Here is a 17,012-nt window from a genome sequence, read left to right as displayed (position 1 = left end):
GCGGTTAAGGATTCCAGATGACTGACCAGAATGAACCGCAAGACAAGCAGGAAGCCTCGGAGTCGCCGGTAACCACCCGCCGTGGTGTCCGCAGCTTTGTGCTCCGTCAGGGGCGTATGACCGAGGGCCAGAAAAAAGCCTTTGACCGGGGCTGGGCCAAGTACGGCCTGAGCCGCGAGGACGGCATGATCGATCCCCGTGAGGTGTTTGGCCGTGATGCCATGCTCAACCTGGAAATCGGGTTCGGTATGGGCCAGTCCCTGGCCGAGATGGCCGAGGCCGCGCCGGAGCAGGACTTTATCGGGGTGGAAGTCCACCTGCCGGGCGTTGGTGCCCTGCTCAAGGAAATCGAGGACCGGGGCCTGGAAAACGTCCGGATCTACAACATCGATGCGAATGATGTCATCGATCTGTGCCTGCCGGATGCCTGCCTTGATCGGGTCATGGTGTTTTTCCCGGATCCCTGGCCGAAGAAGAAGCACCACAAGCGCAGGCTGATCCAGCCGGAGTTTGTCCAGCGTCTCCGGCACAAGCTCCGGGTAGGTGGGATACTGCACCTGGCGACCGACTGGGAAAACTACGCCGAGCACATGATGGAAGTGATGAGCGAATCGGAGGGCTTTGCCAACGCGAAGCAACCGGGTGAATTCTCACCGCGCCCGGATGACCGGCCGATCACCAAGTTCGAAAAGCGCGGTGAGCGCCTGGGCCATGGTGTCTGGGATCTGCTGTTCCACCGCACCAATTGATCAAAGGTGACCGGGTCAGCCGTGGGCGAGGGGATGTCGCCGGGCGGCCCGGATGATCACCAGGCCGGCCACGCCCAGGGTCAGGCCGGTAAACTTGACCAGCGCACAGAGCGTGGCGGAAAGGCTGACCACGTCGGTGGGCGGGTTGAAGTTGTTCAGCAGCAGGACGTTCTCGGCAACATCCGCAAGGCCCGCCGCAATAAACAGTGCCCGTACCCAGCGGGCAACTACCCGCTCCCGCACACCCGGCCGGTCCCGCATCAGGTGACGGGTCAGGTGCAGCAGGGCGAGCAGGTAGGCAGCTATAAAGACGAAATCGAGCCACAGGGAAACCCGGGCCCAGAACTGGCCGTCGGAGCGCCAGCTGCGAAGGATGGCATGGGTCTGGTCCGCGGTGGCGGCTAGCTGGAAGCTGACGATGCCCTGGGGCGCAGAACCGGTCTGCAGTGGCTGGTTGACCACCATCAACCCTCCCAGCAAGAGAGCAGCGGCGATCAGGCTGGTCTTCAGCGTTTTTGGCAGGGCTGCCCATCCGTGTGCCGGGTCCATCAGAGAAAACGCTCCAGCAGGCTGTTGAGATATCGCTGGCCAAGCGCCGTTGCCTGCAACCGGTCGCTTACCAGCAATCCTTCCTTCCGTAACTGATCAAGTTGTACCCTAACTGACTCGAGGGGTAAACCCGTTCGTTCCGCAAACAGCGATTCCGCCACACCGGCCTTGAGCCGCAACGCATTCATCAGAAATTCCAGCGGCCGCTCGTCCGGTTCAATGGTTTCCGCACCGGCGGTACGACTGCCGATGCGGTTGAGGTAGGCCTCGGGCTGGCGGGTTTTCCAGTAACGCCGGATGCTGCCATCGGCCAGGCTGACCTTGCCGTGCGCGCCGGCGCCCAGCGCCAGGTAGTCGCCGAACGTCCAGTAGTTGAGGTTGTGCCGGGAAGCCCGTCCGGGCTGGCACCAGGCTGATACCTCGTAGTCCTCGAAGCCGTTCTCCTGCAACAGGCCGGCGCCGGCCCGGTAGATGTCCCAGAGCCGGTCGTCGTCGGGCAGGTCCGGCGGACGGCTGAAGAATTCCGTGTTCGGCTCCAGGGTCAGCTGGTACCAGGACAGGTGCGGCGGCTCGTGGCTGAGGGCTTCGCGCAGGTCCGACAGGGCCTGATCCGGAGTCTGCCCGGGCAGCCCGTGCATCAGGTCCAGGTTAAAGTTGTCGAAGCCGGCGGTTCGGGCCGCTTCCACGGCACGGTGGGCGGAATCGCGATCGTGGATGCGCCCGAGCACACGCAGGTGCTCCGGGTTGAAACTCTGGATACCGATGGAAAGCCGATTGATGCCGGCTTGCCGGAACGCTTCGAACCGGCCCTGTTCCAGGGTGCCGGGGTTGGCTTCCAGGGTGATTTCCGCATCCGTCGCAAAGGCAAGCTTGTCCCGCAGGGCTTCGAACAGCCGGAAATAGAAATCGCCCGTCATCAGGGAGGGCGTGCCGCCGCCGATGAAGATCGTCTGGATCGCCCGACCCTGAACCAGCCCCAAATCCTGCTCCAGATCCTCCAGCAAGGCGGCCAGGTAGGCCTTCTCCGGGATGTCGCCCCGGATCGCGTGGGAGTTGAAGTCGCAGTAGGGGCACTTGCGCACGCACCAGGGCACGTGGAGGTAGAGGCTCAGGGGCGGGTTTACCGCCACCGGGGTAGTGGCGGACATGGCTTCAGAGCTCCGCCTTCAGGTGTTCCAGCAGCTGGGCAAGGGCACGGCCCCGGTGGCCGATGCGGCCCTTTTCGGCCCGGCTGAGTTCTGCGGCGCTGCAATTGTGTTCCGGCGCCAGGAAGATCGGGTCATAGCCGAAGCCGCCGTCGCCCCGGGGCTCGCGCAGAATCCGGCCCGGCCAGCGACCGTGGCAGATGATGGGGGTCGGATCATCGGCGTGGCGCAGATAGACCAGCACGCAATGGAACTGGGCTCCACGCTCCCCATCGGGGACGTCCTTGAGGGCGTCCAGCAGGGCGTCGATGTTGTCCGGATCGGTTGCATCCTCGCCGGCAAACCGGGCAGATCGGACGCCGGGCAGGCCGCCCAGGGCGTCCACGGCAATGCCGCTGTCGTCGGCAAGTGCGGGCAGGCCGGTCTCGCGGGCCGCGTGCCGGGCTTTCAGGATGGCATTCTCCACAAAGGTAACTGCCGGTTCTTCCGCCTCACCCACGCCCAGTTCGCCCTGGGCGACCGGTGTCAGGCCCAGGGGGGCGAGCAGTTCAGTCAGTTCGGCAATCTTGCCCTTGTTGTTGCTGGCGATGACGAGTTGCTGTGACATGATTCAGTCGCTGAACAGGGTGTGGGCAAACCGGACCGACAGGTCCTGCTGGTGGCCGGTCGGGCGTGCGGTGATATTGAAGGTCATCAGCTCGCCGGACGGATACTGGTACTCTGCGATGAAGTAGACTGCATCACCTTCCTGGATGCGTCGGAACGCCAGGAAATTGACCTGCTGGATATCGTTGCTGACCTTGCCCTCTACCTGGCCACTGACGGGTTTGAGGGTGCCGTTTTCCTGCTCCTGCATGATGGAGATATTGACGATGCCGATGCCCTTGCTGCGTTGCAGGTCGTTGGCCTCGGCCACTTCCGGTGACAGGAAGGTGCTTGGCAATACGCTCCAGTGCACCTGGTAGTCACCAAAGTCCTTGGACCCGGCGGCCTGGGCCTGCAGGCTGGCCAGGGTCAGGAGGGCCCCGGCCAGAACGGTTGTGAAAATCCGGAGTTGCTTGATCATTGCTCGTTCTCCCGTGTGATGCGGTAAATGGCGATTTCCCCCAGCAGGTTTGGCCACAACCGGGCAGACCAACTGTTCTGGTGCTGGCCGTCGACCACCCGGCGGCTCTTGATCCGGATGCCCTTCTGGCGGCACAGGGCCTCGAAATCCTTGAAGGTACACAGGCGGATGTTGGGGGTGTTATACCATTTATACGGCAGTGCTTCGGATTCGGGCATACGACCACTCAGGGCCAGGCCCCAGCGCAGCCGCCAGTGGGCGAAGTTGGGGAAGGTGACAATGCCCTCCCGCCCCAGCCGCAGCATTTCGTCCAGCACCTTGTCCGGCCGGCGAACGGCCTGCAGGGCCTGTGTCATCAGTACAACATCGAACATACCGTCATCGAAGTTGTCCAGGCCCTGGGTATCCAGGTTCTGTTCGATTACGGCCACGCCCTTGCTCATACAGGTGGTAATGTGGTCCGGGTTGATCTCCAGGCCGAAGCCGGTGGCCTGGCGTTCCCGCTGCAGGTAGTCGAGCAGGGTGCCGTCACCACAACCCAGATCCAGCACGTGATGACCGGGTTTGATCCATTGCTGGATGATCTCGAGGTCAGGTCTCATGCGCCCACCTCCCTGGCTACCCGGTCCATGTAGGCGGTGAAGATGTCGGTATACCTGGGGGTGGGGATCAGGAAGGCATCGTGCCCCCAGGGTGCGTCAATCTCGGCGTAGCTGACTTTCTTGCGGGCGGAGATCATGGCGTTCACCATTTCCTCGGAGCGCTGGGGCGTGAAGCGCCAGTCGGTGCTGAAGGACAGTACCATAAACTCGCACGTGGCCGCGGCAATCGCCCGGGACAGGTCGCCGCCGTGCTCATAGGCCGGATCGAAATAGTCCAGGGCCCGGGTCATGAGCAGGTAAGTGTTGGCATCGAAGGACTCGGAGAACCGCTCGCCCTGGTACCGCAGATAGCTTTCTACCTGGAACTCGGCGTCATAGCCGAACTTGTAGGCTTCTTCCCTCAGCTCCCGGCCAAACTTCTCACCCATGGAGGCATCGGACAGGTAGGTGATGTGACCGACCATCCGCGCCAGCATCAGGCCGCGGCGGGGCAGGGTGTCAAAATCGTAGTAGCGGCCGCCATGGAATTCCCGGTCGGAGGTGATGGCCTGGCGTGCCACTTCGTTGAACGCGATGTTCTGGGCGGTCAGCCTGGGCGTGGAGGCAATCACCACCGCGTGCCGGAGCCGGTCAGGGTAATCGAGGCTCCACTGCAGGGCCTGCATGCCACCGAGGGAGCCACCAACCACCGCCGCCCAGCACTCGATGCCCAGGCGATCGGCGAGCAGGGCCTGGCTTTTCACCCAGTCACTCACGGTAATTACAGGGAATTCCGGACCATAGGGCTTGCCGGTTTCCGGGTTGTCGGAACTCGGGCCGGTACTGCCGTGGCAGCCACCGAGGTTGTTAAGGGAAACCACGAAGAAACGGTTGGTATCGATGGGTTTGCCGGGACCGATGCAACTGTCCCACCAGCCGGGCTTGCGGTCTTCCATGCTGTGGTAACCGGCGGCGTGGTGATGGCCGCTGAGGGCATGGCAGATCAGCACGGCATTGCTGGCGTCGGCGTTCAGCTCGCCGTAGGTTTCCACCACCAGGTCATAGCTGCCCAGGCTCTGGCCGCAAGCCAGCTCGATGGGAGTGTCAAAGTGGTAAGACTGTGGGGTAACTATCCCGACAGAATCCGCGGGCAGGGAATCGGGCATCGGCGCGACAGGTTCCTGGTTCGATCCGTAAGTAACTGGAACGGCGACGGCAAAGCCATCGCCAGCCCAGCAGTTTATAGCCGGGTGGAGATGGCTGCAACCGGGAAGCGGTTGCCTGGGAACCGGGGCTAGACCACCCCGGAAATATTCACCACCTTCTGCTGGATCAGGGTCGGAGCCGGTTTGCGGATCTGCCGTTGCATGGCATCGGCCAGCTCAAGCTGGCGACGCAGGTCGGTGATGGTGGCCTGGAGTTTCTCCCGTTCGGCCCGGCCGTCCCGATCGCTTCTGACCATGTCCCGCAGCCGGCGGATCTGGTGTTCCAGCAGCTGCTTCTGCTCCATGGAATACTGCATGATCGGGAGCAGGGCCTCGTGGGGCCAGCGTTCCACGTCTTTGCGTACCCGGTTGTGCAGGGTGCGGGCCTCTCCGACCATGACATTGAAAAAGCGTCGCACCAGCAGGGATTGCTCGGTCAGCAGGTTTTTCGGGCTGATCCGGAAACGCCTGGCTTTCTTGCGCAGCTCCCGGATGGCGATGACGTGTCGGCCGGCGCGCAGTGGAATGGGTTCCAGGTGCCGGGCCCGGGTATCTTCGTTATAACGTCGGTAGATGGCGCCAACCATCTTCTCCGCCAGGTGGCCCTCACTCATCAGGTTGGTTAGGTCGGCCTCGAGCAGTTCGAAAAAGTGGTCCATGGCGCGGTTCATGCCGGCAGTGGTCCAGCTCTTCGACATCGACGCCCGGATTTTCTCGGCATGTTCCTCGAAGCGTTGTTCGCTGACCAGCCCCTTGAGCGTCTTGCCCTGGGAATCCACCAGCCGGCGACTGGAGCGAAGGGAGATTAGCTTCTTGTAGTAGAAGTCATAATCTTTCTGTGCCCGCTCCGCGAGCCTGCTCAGAGCATCTTTGTCCATGGTGGCACCGGAGCAGGCCTCGAGTTCCTCTTCCAGTGCCTCGAGCCGGGTCTGCATGGCCGCCTGGCTGTTCTGGAGCATGCCCAGCAGGTCGTTGATCAGGCTCTGGGTGATCAGCTGTTCCTTGTGCATCAGGATGCGTTTGATGATCAGCTGTTCCAGCTGGCCGATGTTGGCGCGTTCGAACAGGTCGGCATCCCGGCGGACGCGGGCAATCAGGCCCTGCTTGGCCGACAGCGGAATGACGTCGTGCTGACGGATGCCCAGGTGATCCGCGGTGTAGCTACGTACCCGCTCGATGGCCTCCCGGGTATGCTTTTCGCCTTGCAGGTCGTCCCATAGCACATCGATCTTGTTCAGGGCCGCAAACCGGCCGGCGCGGTGATCGGCATGCTCGGTGTCGATGTGTTCCTTCCAGATGGTCATGTCACTGGCGGTGACACCTGTGTCGGCGCTGAGTACAAAGATCACCGCATGGGCCCGGGGCAGCATGCTGATGGTGAGTTCCGGCTCGGAACCCAGGGCGTTCAGGCCCGGGGTGTCAAGAATGCGCAGACCACGCTCGAACAGGGGGTGGCGGATGCTGATCTGGGCATTGCGCCAGGCCGGTACCAGAACATTGCCGGGATTGTTGCGGTCATGCTCGAGCATGGCCTCGTCGAAACCCAGGTTTCTGGCCTCTTGCGGTGGCACGCTCTTGACCCGGGCAACCTCGGCCAGGACTTCCCGCATGATTTCCGGGTCGCGTTCGTCGAGCTCGTGTTTGACCCAGCGTTCCGGCTGCTTGCGCAGTTGCTGCAGGGACAGTTCCCCGGTGCGGGTCTCGATCGGAAGCAGGAGCAGGTAATTCTGGTTGGCGGTACGGTCAAAGAACAGCTCGGTCGGGCACATGGTGGTTCGCCCGGCCTGGGAGGGCAGCATGCGCTGGCCATACTCGGAGAAGAACAGGGCATTGATGAGCTCGGTCTTGCCCCTGGAATACTCGCCGACAAAGGCAATCGTCAGCTCATCCTCGATGAGCAGTTCGAGCCCGTTTCGGATGCGGGTGCTGATGTCGTCGGAAAACAGGTCGTTGTCCTGCAGCCAGAGGCGATAACGCCCGATCTGCCGGATCAGTTCCTTCTTCCAGTTGTGGTAAGCCTCTACCTGCTGCGACAGAGTTCCCTGCGGGTTCATTGGAGTTTCCTTCTGCGCGACTTCCCGGTATTCCGGCGCCCGTTTTATGCCGGGCGAGCGGACTTCAGCTATTCATGAATAAGTAGTAATACTATCCCGTCTTATGAATTCATGTGTACCTTCCCTTGTCATTTCGACGGACAGGTCACAATTTTTTGCAATAAAAAGCCGCAAAATCAACAGGTTGATTTTGCGGCCAGAATTCATTGTTTTTCGTTTCCGGGTGTTACCAAATGTATATCCGGAAGGCAGGTTACATGCCCAGACCAATGGACCCAAGGCCGGCGGCCAGTTTCATGTGATCGATCACAACCGAGATCACGTTCAAAATCAGGAACACGATGATCGGTGACAGATCCAGGCCGCCCATGGATGGCATCACATTGCGCACGGGCCGCATGACAGGTTCGGTGATCTGGGCAACCAGCTGGATAGCCGGGTGACCGCTTTGGGGAGCAATCCAGCTCACCACCACCACAGCAATGACGGCCCAGAAGTAGATTTTCACAATCAGGCTGAGTACGTTCAGTACCGCCCAGACCAGCAGCGTGATCGGATTGATCGCAGGGATGCCGCCGTTGAGTGCCACCAGAATCAGGAAGAAGGTAATCGCCTGGATGATCACTGCCAGCACCAGGGAGGCGCCGTCAATGCCGCCCCAGCCCGGGATAAAGCGGCGAAGGGGGCGTAACAGCGGGTTGGTCGCCTTGACCACGAACTGGGAAATCGGGTTGTAGAAATCGGCCCGGGCCAGCTGCAGCAGGAAACGCAGTAGCACAATCGTCAGGTAAAAGGTGGACGCGATCAGCAGGATGGTGATCAGGATGTCTGCCAGCATGAAGCTGTGTCTCCGTTATCGGTTACTGTTTGCCGGCCAGTTCTTCGGCCATTTCTTCCGAGCGCTTGAATGCGGCGCCGTAGGCTTTCTTGACCAGGTCCCGCAGGCCGCCTTCCTCGAAGGTGTTGATTGCCTGCTCGGTGGTGCCGCCGGGGGACATGACATTGCGCTTGAGCTGGGCAGGGTCGTGCTCGCTGCGGGCAGCCATTTCAGCGGCGCCGGCCATGGTCTGGATCGCCAGCTCCCGGGCGGTGGCCGGTTCAATACCCGCCTCGGTGGCTGCCGCCTCGAGCGCTTCGAGCATCAGGAAGAAGTAGGCGGGACCACTGCCGGACAGTGCAGTCACCCCGTGCAGCAGTTTTTCGTCTTCCACCCACAGGGCGGAGCCGATGCTCTCAAACACCGCCTGGACCATTTTTTTCTGGTCGTCTTTCACGTGGTTGTTGGCGAACAGGCCGGCAGCGCCTTTCCCCACCAATGATGGTGTATTGGGCATCACCCGTACCATGGGCAGCCCCCCGCCGAGCCATTCGTCCAAGGTGTCGGCGGTGAGTCCGGCGGCAATGGAGACCATCAGGGGGCGGGTATTCTGCACTACTGGAGCAATATCACGGCAAACGTCCGCCATGACCTGGGGCTTGACCGCCAGGACGACCATGTCGGCCTGCTGGGCGCAGTAGCGGTTGTCGGTGGTCACGCTGACGCCAAAGCGCTTGCGGATGGCCTGCAGATGACCGTCATCCGGGGCGCTGACCCAGATATCACCGGCTTTATAGCCGTCGTCCAGCATGCCACCGATAATGGCGCTGGCCATGTTGCCGGCTCCGATAAACGAGATAGTGGGCGATGTGCTCAAGGTTCACTCCAACGGTTGAACGGTTAACAGTTTGAACCGGATGATAGCAGGAACTGAGGGATTCAGCTCTGGGGCTCCTTGGGTGGCCGGGCTCCGAACACCGCGGTGCCAATCCGGACCCAGGTCGCGCCCTCGGCAATGGCCATTTCCAGGTCATCGGACATGCCCATGGACAGGGTGTCCAGCGGGCCGGCCTCCGGACATTCCTGCTTCAGGGATTTGAGAGCGTTGGCCAGTTTGCGGAAGCTGGACCTGAGCTCTGATTCCGACTGGTCGGGATCCGGAATGGCCATCAGGCCCCGCAGGCTGAGGTTGGGAAGTTCGCCGATTGCCGAAACCAGCTCGGGCAGCTCCTCCACGGTACAGCCGGACTTGGTGTCCTCCTCATCGATATTGACCTGCAGACAGATGTTGAGGGGCGGTAGTGACGGCGCACGCTGCTCGCTGAGGCGGCGGGCGATCTTCAGGCGGTCGACACTGTGAACCCAGGCAAACGATGTGGCGATCTGACGGGTCTTGTTGGACTGGATCGGCCCGATAAAATGCCATTCGATGCCGTCCAGATCGTCCAGTGCCTCGATCTTCTCGAGGGCTTCCTGCAGGTAGTTTTCGCCAAACGCGGTTTGCCCCGCAGCGAAGGCTTCACGCAGGTCTTCCGGCGGTCGGGTCTTGCTGACTGCCAACAGGCGCACACTGCCGGGGTCGCGCCCCGCCTGCAATGTTGCTTTTTGTATGCGTCGGGTTACGCTCCCGATGTTGTCTGCTATGCTGCTCATACTGTGAGTTTGCCGCTTCTGGATTAAAAGAAAAAGCCCTCCGAGGAACCCTATGGATATTACTGAACTGCTTGCCTTTTCGGCCAAACAGGGTGCGTCCGATTTGCACCTTTCCTCTGGTTTGCCCCCCATGATTCGTGTCGACGGCGATGTACGCCGGATCAACCTGCCGCCGATGGAGCACAAAGAAGTGCACGGCCTGATCTACGACATCATGAACGACAAGCAGCGCAAGGATTACGAAGAATTCCTGGAAACCGACTTTTCCTTCGAGGTTCCCGGTGTCGCCCGTTTCCGTGTCAACGCATTTAACCAGAATCGCGGCGCCGGTGCCGTGTTCCGGACCATCCCCTCGAAAGTGCTCACCATGGAAGATCTGGGCATGGGCCAGGTTTTCAAGGATATCTCGTCCGTTCCCCGCGGGCTGGTGTTGGTGACCGGGCCCACCGGTTCCGGTAAGTCCACCACGCTGGCGGCCATGATGGACTACATCAACGACACCCGCTACGAGCACATCCTCACCATCGAAGATCCGATCGAATTCGTGCACGAATCCAAGAAATGTCTGGTCAACCAGCGGGAAGTGCACCGGGACACCCTGGGCTTCAACGAAGCCCTGCGTTCGGCACTGCGGGAAGACCCGGACATCATCCTGGTAGGTGAGCTCCGGGACCTGGAAACCATCCGCCTGGCCCTGACCGCCGCGGAAACCGGCCACCTGGTATTCGGCACCCTGCACACCACCTCGGCCGCCAAGACCATCGACCGGGTGGTGGACGTGTTCCCGGCCGAGGAGAAGTCCATGGTCCGGTCCATGCTCTCCGAATCCCTGCAGGCGGTTATCTCCCAGACCCTGATGAAGAAGATGGGCGGTGGACGGGTTGCCGCGCATGAGATCATGATCGGTACCCCGGCCATCCGGAACCTGATCCGGGAAGACAAGATCGCCCAGATGTACTCCGCGATCCAGACCGGCGGCTCGCTCGGCATGCAGACCCTGGATCAGTGCCTCGAGCGGTTGCTGCAGAAAGGCCTCGTGTCCCGTGAGGCGGCGCGCGCCAAGGCGAAGATGCCGGATAACTTCTGAGGTAAGTAGGTAACAAAATGGAATTCGAAAAACTGTTGCGGCTGATGGTGGAAAAGGGTGGTTCTGACCTGTTTATCACGGCAGGTGTGCCGCCGAGCATGAAGGTCAACGGCAAGGTTCTGCCGGTTACCAAGAATGCCCTGACCCCGGAACAGACCCGTGAACTGGTCTATGGGTCGATGAACGACAAGCAGCGCGCGGAGTTTGACGCCACCCACGAGTGCAACTTTGCCATCAGTGCCCGGGGTATCGGGCGTTTCCGGGTCAGTGCCTTCTTCCAGCGCAATCTGTGCGGCATGGTGCTGCGGCGGATCGAGGTCAAAATTCCGCAGATTGATGACCTGTCCCTGCCGGAAGTCATCAAGGACCTGGCCATGACCAAACGGGGCCTGATCATGTTCGTGGGCGCCACCGGTACCGGTAAGTCCACCTCCCTGGCCGCCATGCTGGGACACCGCAACCGGAACAGTCGCGGTCATATCATTTCCATCGAGGACCCGATCGAATTCGTGCACCAGCACCAGGGTTGTATCGTGACCCAGCGCGAGGTGGGGATCGATACCGAGAGCTTCGAGGTGGCCCTGAAAAACACCCTGCGTCAGGCTCCTGACGTCATCCTGATCGGTGAGGTTCGGACCCAGCAGACCATGGAATATTCCGTGCAGTTTGCCGAGACCGGTCACCTGTGCCTGGCGACCCTGCACGCCAACAACGCCAACCAGGCGCTGGACCGTATCATCCAGTTCTTCCCGCCCGAACAGCACAACCAGATCTGGATGGACCTGTCCCTGAACCTCAAGGCCATCGTGGCCCAGCAGCTGGTACCCACTCCTGATGGCAAGGGGCGCAAGGCGGTCATCGAAGTGCTGATCAATACCCCGCTAGCATCGGACATCATCCGCAAGGGCGAAGTCCACAAGCTCAAGGAGCTGATGGCGAAGTCTGGCGAGGTAGGTATGCAGACCTTCGACCAGGCCTTGTACCGCTTGTACTCCGAAGGCTCGATCACCTACGAGGATGCTCTGGCCCATGCCGATTCGGCGAACGACCTGCGCCTGATGATCAAGCTTGGCGCCGATGCCGCCGGAGCCGATCAGCTCTCCACGTCCGTGGACAAGCTGTCCATCCAGGATGACTGAATCAAGATTCACGACTTCAGACTAAAGTCGTAAGTAGTTAGGGCCTCGAACCAGTAGTTTTGGCATTTGAGGCCCTTGGCCCGTGCTGCGTATACTCCGCCCCGAATCAATCAAGGAGATACCATGCACAAGAATACCAACGCACTCGTAAAGGCGATCCGCCTTGCAACCCTGGCCGCTTTTGCCGCGCCAGCCAGCGTCATGGCGGGTGGTTTCTCGCTTAACGAACAAAGCGCCAGTGCCATGGGCGTGGCCAATGCCGGCGCCGCCGCCAATCCCGAGAATGCGACCACCGTGCTGTTCAACCCTGCGGGGATGAGCCAGCTTTCAGGGATGAACGTTTCCTTCGGTGCTGCGGTTCTGGACATTGATGCCGAGGCGAAGGAGGGTTCCACCTCAGCGACGAACCAGCTTGGTATGCCGGTGACCGGTAGTACGGGCGGAGATATCGCCGATCCTGCGGTCCTCCCGAATTTCTACTATACCCACGAGATCAGTGACTCCATTGACGTCGGGTTTGGGATCCATGCTCCTTATGGCCTGGCTGCTGACTACGATAATGACTTCATCGGTCGGTACTTTGCGGATGAAACTGAATTGACGGCGATCGCCTTCACCCCGTCTGTTGCCGTCAATAATGGTGAGGGGCTCTCCATGGGCATCGGTCTGAATATCATGTATGCCGAAGGACGCCTGTCGAAGTTTCAGGATTACTCGGGTGCCTACTATCAGGCCCAGCAAGCAGCAGGTGCCGCCGGTGTTCCGCTGAATGGCGAGCCTTTTGAGCCTGGCTATGCCGATATCGAAGGTGATGATATTGGAGTCACCTTCCGCGTGGGCTTCCTGTACGAGATGACTCAAAACACCCAGTTCGGCCTTACCGCGCAAACTGGAACGGAACTGGAATTGAAGGGAGATGCGGATCTCACTAACTATCCAGTAGTTCAGCCCGGTCAGACTGGTCTGAACGCATTTCAGACCGACGTTACCCAGGATGTGAAAGTCCCTCTGGAGATTCCTGAAAGCGTGACCTTCGGTGCGCGGCATATGCTCACTGACGAAGTGACTCTGCTGGCAGGTGCCACCTATGCCAAGTGGAGTCGTTTTGAAGAGCTGGATATCATCAGCCGCGAAAGCGGAGAGGTGATTTCTCACATCACTGAAGAATGGAAAAACACCTGGCAGTTCAATGTGGGTGGTATCTGGCAAGCCACGCCCGAGTGGGCCCTGAAGGCCGGGTACGCCTGGGACGAGTCCCCGGTCGACAACTATGTGACTGCGCGGATTCCGTCAGAGGACCGTCATTGGCTGACCCTGGGCACTCAGTGGAAAGATGTGCAGAGTGGCTGGACCGTCGATGCTGCGGTAGGCACGTTGATCTTCGCGGACGATGCGAAAGTGGATGACAGGGAATACAGTCACGAGGATCCCACCGGTGCGCCGATCAGCGCGGCAAGGTACCAGGGCGAATACGACGTGAGCGCCTGGAGCGCCTCCGTCCAGATCAGCAAAGCTTTCTGATCCCCGGTTCCGAACGGGACTTTATGTGAGGCTGGCGGCCAGCGCCGTCAGCCGATCACCTGGCCCCGGTAGATCACCTGTTTCTTCCTTGTTGGCATTCCGCCATTTTCCACTCCCCCCTCAATCGCCCTCGCGCGCCGATCGTCGGCAATCGCCTGGCCTCGATACATGCGTTTCGGGGTTTCTCCATCTTCGGTGCTTCCTGAATCCCATTGCAGTTGAGGTACCTGGGCCTTGAGGGCCTCCCAGGTGCGGACCAGATGGCTAGAGCGGCTTTTGCTCGCATAGTCCGCCAGTTGCTGTTCGAGATGCTGCTCGGTCAGGTGGAGTTTGACGCCGAACTCGGAGTGAATCAGGCGGCGGCACTGGTGTACCAGTTTCAGCAGACTGGGGTTAAGGAGCCACTCTCTCTCAGATGCCAGAGTATTCATGGTTACGGCCTCGGAATGTATGTCACAACCTGGCTGCGGTTCGGTATGGCCCGAATCCGGCAACCGACACCGTTTGCGATGCGAATTTTGTGCCGTTCTTCGCAACACACCCTGTGGGGCGCCCAAGCAGCTGGTTTTCTGGGGGAGTGATGGGGCTGAAGGCCGGGTGTTAAAGTGGTTGCCGTGTCACTCGGCGGTGCAAGAGAAGGGAGTTTGCCCCGTTTTGGGGTAGGGGAGCCGGCCGGGACGGAGCCCGGCCGGCTTGTCAGGCAGCTTGGATCAGTGGGCTTCGTCCCAGTTGTCACCGACGCCGGCATCCACCACCAGGGGAATGGCCAGTTCCGCCGCCGCTGACATCCGTTTCACCAGCCCGTCCCGGACCTTGTCCAGGGCGGATTCTTTTACCTCCACGATCAGTTCGTCGTGAACCTGCATGGTCATGCGGGCGTCGTCGGCGTGCTCGTTACGCAGCCAGTTGTCGACCTCGATCATGGCCCGCTTGATGATATCTGCTGCGGTTCCCTGCATCGGCGCGTTGATCGCTGTGCGCTCCGCCGCCTGTTGCATCTGCTTGTTGCGGGCATTGATTTCGGGCAGGTACAGACGGCGACCGAAGAGGGTTTCCACGAAGCCATCCTCGTGGGCCTGTTTGCGGATGTTGTCCATGTACTTCAGCACGCCCGGGTAACGCTCGAAATAGCGGTCGATGTATTCCTGGGCCAGTTTCCGTTCCACGCCCAGCTGCCGTGACAGCCCGAAGGCCGACATGCCGTAGATCAGGCCGAAGTTGATGGCCTTGGCGCTGCGGCGCTGATCGGAGCTGACCTCCTTGAGACTGACGCCGAACACTTCCGCCGCCGTGGCCTTGTGGATGTCCTCCCCATGTTCGAACGCGTTGATCAGGCCCTTGTCGCCGGACAGGTGGGCCATGATCCGAAGCTCGATCTGGGAGTAGTCCGCGGCCACCAGCTTGTACCCTTCCGGTGCGATAAACGCCTGCCGGATACGCCGGCCCTGTTCGCTGCGGATGGGGATGTTCTGAAGGTTGGGCTCCGACGAAGACAGCCGCCCCGTAGCCGTGACTGCCTGGTGATAGGACGTATGCACACGCCCGGTGCGATGGTGAATCAGCTCCGGCAGGGTGTCGGTGTAGGTGGACTTGAGCTTGCTCAGGCTGCGGTGCTCGAGGATCAACCGGGGCAGTTCGTGCTCGTGGGCCAGTTCCTGCAACACCGGCTCGGCGGTCGATGGCGCGCCCTTCGGTGTCTTCTTGATCACCGGCAAGCCCAGCTTGTCATAGAAGATGGCCTGCAGCTGCTTGGTGGAGCCCAGGTTGAAGGTTTCTCCGGCGACCTCGTGGGCTTCTTCTTCCAGCTCGGCCATGCGTTCGGCCAGCTCCTGGCTGTGTTGCCTCAGCACGCTGGCGCTGATCAGGGTGCCCCTTTGCTCCATGCGCGACAGTACCGGTACCAGGGGCAAATCGATCTCCCGGTAGACCGAGTCCAGCTTGCCGGTTTCCTTGAGCCGGGGACTCAGGGCCTGGTGCAGGCGCAGGGTAATGTCGGCGTCCTCGGCGGCGTAGGGGCCGGCCTTTTCCAGATCAATCTGGTTGAAGGTCAGCTGCTTGGCGCCCTTGCCGGCGATGGATTCGTAGGTAATGGTCTGTTCGCCCAGGTACTCCCGGGCCAGGCTGTCCATGTCGTGGCGGGTAGCCACGGAGTTATAGACATAGGACTCCAGCATGGTGTCCTCGGCAAGGCCTTCCAGGTTGATGCCGTGGTTGGCCAGTACGTTCTTGTCGTACTTGAGGTTCTGGCCCACTTTTTTCTGTTTGGGATCCTCCAGCAGCGGCTTGAGCTGTTCCAGAACCTCGTCCCGGTCCAGCTGTTCCGGTGCGCCCATGTAGTCGTGAGCAAGTGGGACGTATGCGGCTTCTCCGGCCTCGACTGCGAAGGACACGCCGACAATCTCAGCTTCGATGTATCGCAGGCTGGTGGTTTCCGTGTCAAAGGCGAACAGGTCGGATGCCTTCAGGCGCTTGATCCAGTCATCCAGTTCATCCTGCTCGGTGATGATGCTGTAACGCTTTTCCTTCGGGGTGGCAGGGGCGTTGTTGTCAGTTTTTCCCTCCGCATCGCTTTCACTTTCCAGTTCGTTCACCCAGCTACGGAATTCGTATTCCTTGAACAGGTCCAGCAGCTGTTTGTCGTCCTGCTCACGCAGCTTGAGGTCTTCCAGGCCGAACTCGAGATCGACATCGGTCCGGATAGTGGCCAGTTCCCGGCTCAGGGGCAGGGTGTCGATGGCTTCGCGCAGGTACTCGCCGATCTTGCCCTTGATCTCGTCCGCATGCTCGATGAGGTTGTCCAGATCCTTGTAGGTCTGCAGCCATTTGACGGCGGTCTTGGGGCCGCACTTGTTCACGCCCGGGATGTTATCCACCTTGTCGCCCACCAGTGCGAGGTAGTCGATGATCTGCTCCGGCGTGACGCCGAACTTCTCTACCACGCCCTCGCGATCCATCCGGGTCTCGGTCATGGTGTTGATCAGGGTGACGTGATCGCTCACCAGTTGCGCCATGTCCTTGTCACCGGTGGAGACCACCACGTCGATGCCCTTGCTGGTGGCTTCGTTGGCCAGGGTGCCGATGACGTCGTCCGCCTCCACTTCCGGCACGATAAGCAGGGGCAGGCCCATGGCGCGGACGATCTCGTGAATGGGTTCAATCTGCATGCCGAGGTCTTCCGGCATGGGAGGCCGGTTGGCCTTGTACTCCTCGTACATCTCGTGCCGGAAGGTTTTGCCCTTGGCATCAAAGACCACCACCATTTTCGAGCCGGGAAAATCCTGCTCCAGGCGCCGGATCATGCTGATAACGCCCTTGATGGCCCCGGTCGGGTGATTCTTGCTGTTGGCCAGAGGCGGCAGCGCGTGATAGGCGCGGAACAGATAGGATGAGCCGTCGACGAGCACCACGGGTGGGGTCTTTTTGTCATTCATATAAATACGGATCCG

Annotated in this window: 16 protein-coding genes; 4 read left to right on the top strand and 12 right to left on the bottom strand. The window is 60.7% G+C overall.

What is annotated here, in order from left to right; translation table 11 throughout:
- The first annotated feature begins 17 nt into the window (after positions 1 to 17).
- Positions 18 to 749: a tRNA (guanosine(46)-N7)-methyltransferase TrmB gene (gene trmB, locus BM254_RS00395; RefSeq protein ID WP_091997382.1), complete on the top strand. Its 732-nt coding sequence runs from the start codon at positions 18 to 20 to the stop codon at positions 747 to 749.
- A 15-nt stretch (positions 750 to 764) separates the two neighbouring features.
- On the opposite strand, the gene BM254_RS00390 is transcribed toward trmB, so the two are convergent.
- From BM254_RS00390 to BM254_RS00345, 10 genes are all read right to left on the bottom strand, one after another.
- A complete protein-coding gene (locus tag BM254_RS00390; RefSeq protein ID WP_091997380.1) occupies positions 765 to 1,298 on the bottom strand; it encodes a hypothetical protein in 534 nt (177 codons plus the stop codon).
- Positions 1,298 to 2,446, bottom strand: a complete 1,149-nt coding sequence (gene hemW / locus BM254_RS00385; RefSeq protein ID WP_091997378.1) for a radical SAM family heme chaperone HemW — start codon at positions 2,444 to 2,446, stop codon at positions 1,298 to 1,300. The genes BM254_RS00390 and hemW overlap by 1 nt, the downstream gene beginning before the upstream one ends.
- Positions 2,447 to 2,450: 4 nt before the next feature.
- Positions 2,451 to 3,050 (bottom strand): RdgB/HAM1 family non-canonical purine NTP pyrophosphatase, encoded by a 600-nt coding sequence (gene rdgB / locus BM254_RS00380; protein ID WP_091997376.1) that lies wholly within the window; start codon positions 3,048 to 3,050, stop codon positions 2,451 to 2,453.
- Positions 3,051 to 3,053: 3 nt separating this feature from the next.
- Positions 3,054 to 3,509 carry a DUF4426 domain-containing protein gene (locus BM254_RS00375; protein WP_091997374.1) on the bottom strand — a complete coding sequence of 152 codons (456 nt, stop codon included), beginning with the start codon at positions 3,507 to 3,509 and terminating at the stop codon, positions 3,054 to 3,056.
- Entirely contained in the window at positions 3,506 to 4,111 is a 606-nt protein-coding gene (metW, locus tag BM254_RS00370; protein WP_091997372.1) for a methionine biosynthesis protein MetW, read from the bottom strand. Before metW ends, BM254_RS00375 begins: the two co-directional genes overlap by 4 nt.
- Positions 4,108 to 5,256: a homoserine O-succinyltransferase MetX gene (gene metX, locus BM254_RS00365; protein WP_091997370.1), complete on the bottom strand. Its 1,149-nt coding sequence runs from the start codon at positions 5,254 to 5,256 to the stop codon at positions 4,108 to 4,110. The genes metW and metX overlap by 4 nt, the downstream gene beginning before the upstream one ends.
- 128 nt (positions 5,257 to 5,384) lie before the next feature.
- Positions 5,385 to 7,349 (bottom strand): dynamin family protein, encoded by a 1,965-nt coding sequence (locus BM254_RS00360; RefSeq protein WP_091997368.1) that lies wholly within the window; start codon positions 7,347 to 7,349, stop codon positions 5,385 to 5,387.
- Positions 7,350 to 7,602: 253 nt separating this feature from the next.
- Complete coding sequence (locus tag BM254_RS00355; protein ID WP_091997367.1) at positions 7,603 to 8,187, bottom strand: YggT family protein; 585 nt, start codon at positions 8,185 to 8,187, stop codon at positions 7,603 to 7,605.
- Between the two features lie 22 nt (positions 8,188 to 8,209).
- The gene (gene proC, locus BM254_RS00350; RefSeq protein WP_091997365.1) at positions 8,210 to 9,043 is read right to left on the bottom strand and encodes a pyrroline-5-carboxylate reductase; all 834 of its coding nucleotides are present in this window, start codon (positions 9,041 to 9,043) and stop codon (positions 8,210 to 8,212) included.
- Between the two features lie 62 nt (positions 9,044 to 9,105).
- A complete protein-coding gene (locus BM254_RS00345; RefSeq protein WP_091997364.1) occupies positions 9,106 to 9,819 on the bottom strand; it encodes a YggS family pyridoxal phosphate-dependent enzyme in 714 nt (237 codons plus the stop codon).
- A gap of 52 nt (positions 9,820 to 9,871) precedes the next feature.
- Between BM254_RS00345 and BM254_RS00340 the strand changes: the two genes are divergently transcribed.
- From BM254_RS00340 to BM254_RS00330, 3 genes are all read left to right on the top strand, one after another.
- On the top strand, positions 9,872 to 10,906 hold the full coding sequence (locus BM254_RS00340; protein WP_091997362.1) for a type IV pilus twitching motility protein PilT: 1,035 nt from the start codon (positions 9,872 to 9,874) through the stop codon (positions 10,904 to 10,906).
- A gap of 17 nt (positions 10,907 to 10,923) precedes the next feature.
- Complete coding sequence (locus BM254_RS00335; protein WP_091997360.1) at positions 10,924 to 12,045, top strand: PilT/PilU family type 4a pilus ATPase; 1,122 nt, start codon at positions 10,924 to 10,926, stop codon at positions 12,043 to 12,045.
- A 123-nt stretch (positions 12,046 to 12,168) separates the two neighbouring features.
- A complete protein-coding gene (locus BM254_RS00330; protein ID WP_091997358.1) occupies positions 12,169 to 13,566 on the top strand; it encodes an OmpP1/FadL family transporter in 1,398 nt (465 codons plus the stop codon).
- Between the two features lie 47 nt (positions 13,567 to 13,613).
- On the opposite strand, the gene BM254_RS00325 is transcribed toward BM254_RS00330, so the two are convergent.
- Entirely contained in the window at positions 13,614 to 13,997 is a 384-nt protein-coding gene (locus BM254_RS00325; protein WP_091997357.1) for a hypothetical protein, read from the bottom strand.
- 279 nt (positions 13,998 to 14,276) lie between these two features.
- Positions 14,277 to 16,997, bottom strand: a complete 2,721-nt coding sequence (gene polA / locus BM254_RS00320) for a DNA polymerase I (protein WP_091997355.1) — start codon at positions 16,995 to 16,997, stop codon at positions 14,277 to 14,279.
- Positions 16,998 to 17,012: the final 15 nt, after the last annotated feature.

Source organism: Marinobacter pelagius, assembly GCF_900114925.1.
Lineage (GTDB): Bacteria > Pseudomonadota > Gammaproteobacteria > Pseudomonadales > Oleiphilaceae > Marinobacter > Marinobacter pelagius.
This window is presented reverse-complemented; position numbering and strand designations above follow the sequence as displayed.